The organism is Micromonospora sp. BL1 (assembly GCF_003667485.1).
GTDB lineage: Bacteria > Actinomycetota > Actinomycetes > Mycobacteriales > Micromonosporaceae > Micromonospora > Micromonospora tulbaghiae.
The window spans coordinates 1-5787 of the sequence record NZ_RCVK01000097.1 but is presented as its reverse complement, the minus strand read 5'-3'; the positions used below and the strand labels follow the sequence as shown (position 1 = coordinate 5787).

5 protein-coding genes and 1 pseudogene are annotated in these 5787 nt (G+C 73.2%); 4 read left to right on the top strand and 2 right to left on the bottom strand.

What is annotated here, in order from left to right:
• Window positions 1-231, bottom strand: a pseudogene (locus EAD96_RS00960) (hypothetical protein); the annotation flags it as partial.
• On the bottom strand, window positions 231-1589 hold the full coding sequence (locus EAD96_RS00955) for a 3-oxoacyl-ACP reductase (RefSeq protein ID WP_121682932.1): 1359 nt from the start codon (window positions 1587-1589) through the stop codon (window positions 231-233). The gene EAD96_RS00955 and the pseudogene EAD96_RS00960, both read right to left, overlap by 1 nt.
• A 55-nt stretch (window positions 1590-1644) precedes the next feature.
• On the opposite strand from EAD96_RS00955, the gene EAD96_RS00950 reads away from it, so the two are divergent.
• The 4 genes from EAD96_RS00950 to purB form a co-directional block, all read left to right on the top strand.
• The gene (locus tag EAD96_RS00950; protein ID WP_121682931.1) at window positions 1645-2937 is read left to right on the top strand and encodes an acetyl-CoA C-acetyltransferase; all 1293 of its coding nucleotides are present in this window, start codon (window positions 1645-1647) and stop codon (window positions 2935-2937) included.
• Window positions 2938-3030: 93 nt separating this feature from the next.
• Entirely contained in the window at window positions 3031-3546 is a 516-nt protein-coding gene (locus EAD96_RS00945) for a SigE family RNA polymerase sigma factor (protein WP_121682930.1), read from the top strand.
• Complete coding sequence (locus EAD96_RS00940) at window positions 3543-4292, top strand: hypothetical protein (protein ID WP_121682929.1); 750 nt, start codon at window positions 3543-3545, stop codon at window positions 4290-4292. Before EAD96_RS00945 ends, EAD96_RS00940 begins: the two co-directional genes overlap by 4 nt.
• 88 nt (window positions 4293-4380) lie before the next feature.
• On the top strand, window positions 4381-5787 hold a 1407-nt coding region (gene purB, locus EAD96_RS00935), incomplete at its 3' end, for an adenylosuccinate lyase (protein WP_121682928.1).

The following is a 5787-nucleotide window of genomic DNA, read 5'->3' as shown; positions in this document are numbered from 1 at the left end:
GGCACGCAGCACGTCCAGCGCGGCGCGCCGCCGCCCCGCCGCCCCTTCGCTCAGTTGATCATGAAGTTGGCTGCCTTGTGGATCTCCGGAAGTGCCGTCAACTTCATGATCGCCGGACGCCGGGCGGGCGTTGGTCTGGGCGAGGGCGGCGGCTCGGGCCGAGGTCAGGTCGCGGGTGGGGCCCTCGATCAGGTCGTGCAGGGTCAGGTCCTCCTCGTGGTCCTTCGCCATCACGCCCCCAGCAGACTCTGGCCGCCCACCCGGACCACGTTGCCGCTCACCGCGCCGCTCGCCGGCCAGGAGAGCCAGCCGATCGTCTCGGCCACGTCCACCGGCAGGCCGCCCTGGGCCATGCTGTTCATCCGCCGTCCCGCCTCGCGGATGGTCAGCGGGATACGTGCGGTCAGCCGCGTCTCGATGAAGCCCGGCGCGACAGCGTTCAGGCTGATCCCGCGCTCGCACAGCACCGGGGAGAGCGAGTCGACCAGGCCGATCACGCCGGCCTTGCTCGTCGCGTAGTTGGTCTGCCCCCGGTTGCCGGCGATCCCGGCGATCGACGAGACCGACACGATCCGGCCGCCGGCCGGGATCAGGTCGCGCTCCAGCAGGACGTCGTTGATCCGTTCCTGGCTGGACAGGTTCACGTCGATCACCGAGTCCCACCGGTCGGCGTCCATCCGGCCCAGCGTCTTGTCCCGGGTGATGCCCGCGTTGTGCACCACGACGTCGACCCGGCCGTGCCGGGACGCCAGATGCTCCGCCAGCCGGGTCGGCGCGTCAGGCGCGGTCAGGTCGAGCTGCACCGCGCTGCCGCCGATCTCGTTGGCGACAGCGGCCAGCTCGTCCCCGGCCGCCGGGATGTCCAGCGCCACCACCTGGGCGCCGTCGCGGGCCAGCACCTTCGCCAGCGCCGCGCCGATGCCCCGGGCCGCGCCGGTCACCAGCACCACCTGCCCGTCCAACGGCCGGTCCCAGTCGGCCGGCGCGACCGCGGTGCCGGTGCCCACGCGTACGACCTGGCCCGAGACGTACGCGGAGCGGCCGGAGAGCAGGAACCGGAGCGTGGACTCCAGGCTCACCGGGGTGCCGGCGTCACCCTCGCGGGTCACGTAGACGAGCTGGGCGGTCACGCCCCGGCCGAACTCCTTGCCGATGCTGCGGGTCAGGCCCTCCAGCGCGCGCTGGGCGGTAGCCTCCCGGGGAGAGCCGCACTCGGCTGGCGGGGTGCCCAGCACGATCACCCGGCCGCTGGGCAGCAGCGACCGGGCCTGCGGGTGGAAGAAGTCGTAGAGCTGGCGCAGCCCGGCGGAGTCGGTGATCCCGCTGGCGTCGTACACCAGGGCCGCGAAGCGGCGGTCGGCGTCGTGCGCGGCGACCGGATCGGCCAGCTCGACCCCGGCGGCGGTCAGGATCTTGCCGGCCGGCTCGGCGATCCGGCCGCCGGCCGAGGAGCCGAGCAGGACCGGCCCGGGAACGAGCGGGTCACCGGGCGTGTGCCGGCGCAGTCGGGGCGGGTCGGGCAGCCCGAGGCGCTTGACCAGCGCGCGACCGGCCCCCGTCTGGACGAAGCTCGCGTACCTGTCGGTCATAGGCGTAGCCTACTGGCGAGTAGGGTTCGGGCAACAGTTTCGAGGGAGGCCGATCGTGCAGAGTGTCCGGCGGGTCGCGGTCATCGGGGGCAACCGCATCCCCTTCGCCCGGTCCAACTCGCGCTACGCGCACGCGTCGAACGCCGACATGCTCGGCGCCGCGCTCGACGGGCTGGTCGCCCGGTTCGGGCTGGCCGGCGAGCGGGTCGGCGAGGTCGTGGCCGGCGCGGTGCTCAAGCACTCCCGCGACTTCAACCTCACCCGCGAGGTGGTGCTCGGCTCCCGGCTCGACCCGCACACCCCCGCGTACGACATCCAGCAGGCCTGCGGCACCGGGCTGGAGGCAGCCATCCTGGTCGCCAACAAGATCGCCCTCGGGCAGATCGAGGTCGGCATCGCCGGTGGCGTCGACACCACCTCGGACGCGCCGCTCGCCGTCAACGAGGACATGCGGCGCACCCTGATCCAGCTCAACTCGGCCCGTACGCTCGGCGAACGGCTCAAGATCGCCGCGAAGCTGCGCCCGCACCAGCCGTTCAAGCCGGACATCCCGCGCAACGCCGAACCCCGTACCGGGCTGTCGATGGGTGAGCACGCGGCCCGGACCGCGCTGCGCTGGAACGTCGACCGCACCGCGCAGGACGAACTGGCGCTGCGCTCGCACCAGCGGCTCGCCGCCGCGTACGACAAGGGGTTCTTCGACGACCTGATGACCCCGTACCTGGGGCTCACCCGCGACCAGAACCTGCGGCCGGACACCAGCCTCGAGAAGCTCGGCTCGCTCAAGCCGGTCTTCGGCGCCTCCGGCGCGGACGCCGAGCGGGCCACCATGACCGCCGGCAACTCCTCGCCGCTCACCGACGGCGCGTCCACCGTGCTGCTCGCCTCCGAGGAGTGGGCCAAGGCGCACAACCTGCCGGTGCTGGCGTGGTTCTCCTGGTCCGAGGCCGCCGCCGTCGACTTCGTGCACGGCGACGAGGGCCTGCTGATGGCCCCCGCGTACGCCGTGCCCCGGATGCTGGCCCGGGCCGGGCTGAGCCTCCAGGACTTCGACTTCTACGAGATCCACGAAGCGTTCGCCTCGCAGGTGCTGGCCACGCTGGCCGCCTGGGAGTCGCCGGAGTTCTGCAAGGAGCGCCTCGGCCTGGACGCCCCGCTCGGCTCGATCGACCGGGACAAGCTCAACGTCAACGGCTCGTCGCTGGCGGCCGGGCACCCGTTCGCCGCCACCGGCGGCCGGATCGTCGCCACGCTGGCCAAGCTGCTGGATCAGAAGGGGAGCGGGCGCGGCCTGATCTCCATCTGCGCGGCCGGCGGGCAGGGCGTGACGGCGATCCTGGAGCGCTGACGACGACGCCCGCCCGGTTATTCGCCGGGCGGGCAACCCGCGTGCCGGCCCGTTCCGTCCCCTGGGCATGAGGCGAACGAGGAGCGGCCCCCCGTGACCGGGCGTGACGAGGAGTTCCGCGACTACGTGACCGCCCGGCTGGAGCCGCTGCGCCGCACGGCGTACCTGCTCTGCCGGGACTGGCACACGGCGGACGACCTGGTGTCGATCACGCTGGGCAAGCTCTACCGCAACTGGCGGCGGGCGCTCGGCGCGAACAACCTCGACGCGTACGTCCGGGGGATGCTCACCAACGCGTGGCTGGACGAGCGGCGCCGCCCGTGGCGGCGGGAGCACAGCACCGACGAGGTGCCGGACCGGGCGGACCTGGCGGCCGGGGAGCCGTCGGTCGGTGAGCGGGAGATGCTGCTCGACATGCTGGGCCGGCTCGCGCCGCGGCGACGGGCGGTGGTGGTGCTTCGCTTCTACTGCGACCTGTCCGTCGAGGAGACCGCGCAGATCCTGGGCGTCAGCACCGGCACCGTGAAGAGTCAGGCCGCCCGCGCGCTGGAGACGTTGCGGCTGCTCGCCTCGCACCATTCGCCGGTGGAGAGCGGGAGGCAGCGATGACGTACCGGCAGATCTTCGACGAGGCGATCGGCGACGCGCCGCCGACGGCGGTGGACGTGGACGCCCTGGTGGCGCGGGAGGGCCGTCGCCGGCGGCGACGCCTGGGCGCGTACGCCTCGGCGACAGCCGTGCTGGCGCTGGCGCTCGGCGTCGGCGTGGTCGTGCAGCCGGGGGCGTCCGGTGGCCCGGCGCCCGCCCACTCGGCCGCGCCGTCCGCCACCGCCCGGAGCGAGCCGGAGCGCCTGCAGGTGGCGATCCTGGCCGCGTTCCACCGGGAGGCGCCGGACCTGCGGTGGGTGCAGGGCGCGTCGACAGCCGACCGCGAGACCTGGGACGGCCCGGTCACCGACGAGCCGCCGTGGTCGGTGCAGCGGTTGCAGTGGGAGTCCGCGACCGGCTGGTTGGCTGTGGGTGTCGCGGCCCGGGGCGAGGTCCGGTCGTACCTGAACATCAACGTGGGCCGGGTGCGCCCCGGCCACACGTCGGGACCGGACCGGTGCCGCCCCGGCGAGGTCACGTGCCGGTCCTTCACCGGTCCCGGGGGCGAGCTGGTGGTCGCCAACGACGCCGAGGGCCGACGCCTGGTCGGTCCGGTGACCGAGCGGACCGTCCTGCGTAGCGTGACCGTCAAGCGGGCCGACGGCGCGTTCGTGTCGGTGCAGACGCACTCGTCCACCGACCGGCATCTGATGACAGTCGAGGAGATGGCCGCGGTCGCGCTGGACCCGGAGATCCGGCTGGGCTGACGGTGTGTCCCGGTCCGGCCCGCCCACAGGCCGGACCGGGTACCGGCGTCGCCGGGGCCGGCCCGGGCGTCGTGAAAGACTGAGGTACGTGACGACGATCCCGAACGTGCTCGCCAACCGGTACGCCTCGCCCGAACTGGTCGCCCTCTGGTCGCCGGAGGAGAAGGTCCGGATGGAGCGCCGGCTCTGGCTGGCGGTGCTCAAGGCCCAGCGTGACCTCGGCGTGCCGGTGCCGGACGGGGTCGTCGAGGCGTACGAGCGCGTGGTGGACGACGTCGACCTGGCCTCGATCGCGGCGCGCGAGCGGGTCACCCGGCACGACGTGAAGGCCCGGATCGAGGAGTTCAGCGCGCTCGCCGGGCACGAGCACGTGCACAAGGGGATGACCTCCCGAGACCTCACCGAGAACGTCGAGCAGCTCCAGATCCGCGCCTCGCTGGAGCTGATCCGGGACCGGGTGGTCGCCACGCTGACCCGGCTGGGCTGGCACGCGGGCGAGTACTCCGCGCTGGTGATGACCGGCCGGTCGCACAACGTCGCCGCGCAGGCCACCACGCTCGGCAAGCGCTTCGCGTCGGCGGCGGAGGAGCTGCTGATCGCGTACGAGCGGCTGGAGGACCTGATCGGCCGCTACCCGCTGCGCGGGATCAAGGGGCCGGTGGGCACCGCCGCCGACCAGCTCGATCTGTTCGACGGCGACGCCGGCAAGGTGGCCGAGCTGGAGCAGCGGGTGGCCGGGCACCTGGGCTTCCGCCGGGTGCTGGACAGCGTCGGCCAGGTGTACCCGCGTTCGCTGGACTTCGACGTGCTCTCCGCGCTGGCCCAGGTGGCCGCCGCGCCGTCGTCGCTGGCCACCACGATCCGGCTGATGGTCGGCCAGGAGCTGGTCACCGAGGGCTTCAAGCCGGGCCAGGTCGGTTCCAGCGCGATGCCGCACAAGATGAACACGCGCTCGTCCGAGCGGGTGAACGGCTTCGCGGTGATCATCAGGGGTTACCTGTCGATGGTCGGCGAGTTGGCCGGCGACCAGTGGAACGAGGGCGACGTCTCCTGCTCGGTGGTACGCCGGGTCGCGCTGCCCGACGCGTTCTTCGCCGCCGACGGGCTGTTCCAGACGTTCCTCACCGTGCTGGACGAGTTCGGCCCGTACCCGGCGGTGATCAACCGGGAGCTGGAGCGCTTCCTGCCGTTCCTCGCCACCACGAAGATCCTGGTGGCGGCCGTACGCCGGGGTGTGGGCCGGGAGGTCGCGCACGAGGTGATCAAGGAGCACGCGGTCGCCGTGGCGCTGGCCATGCGGGAGAAGGGCGCGCCCGAGAACGACCTGTTCGACCGGCTGGCCGCCGACGGCCGCCTGGGCCTCACCCGGGCCGAGATCGACACCCTGGTGGCCGACCGCAACGCCTTCGCAGGCGCCGCCGCCGACCAGGTCGCCCGGGTGACGGCGAGGATCACCAAGGTCGTCGAGTCCCACCCCCACGCCGCCGCCTACTCC

What these genes read in the sequence shown, in the direction of transcription:
- EAD96_RS00955 (WP_121682932.1), bottom strand. Translation starts at nt 1,589, where the DNA reads ATGACCGACAGGTACGCGAGCTTCGTCCAGACGGGGGCCGGTCGCGCG.
- EAD96_RS00940 (WP_121682929.1), top strand. Translation starts at nt 3,543, where the DNA reads ATGACGTACCGGCAGATCTTCGACGAGGCGATCGGCGACGCGCCGCCG.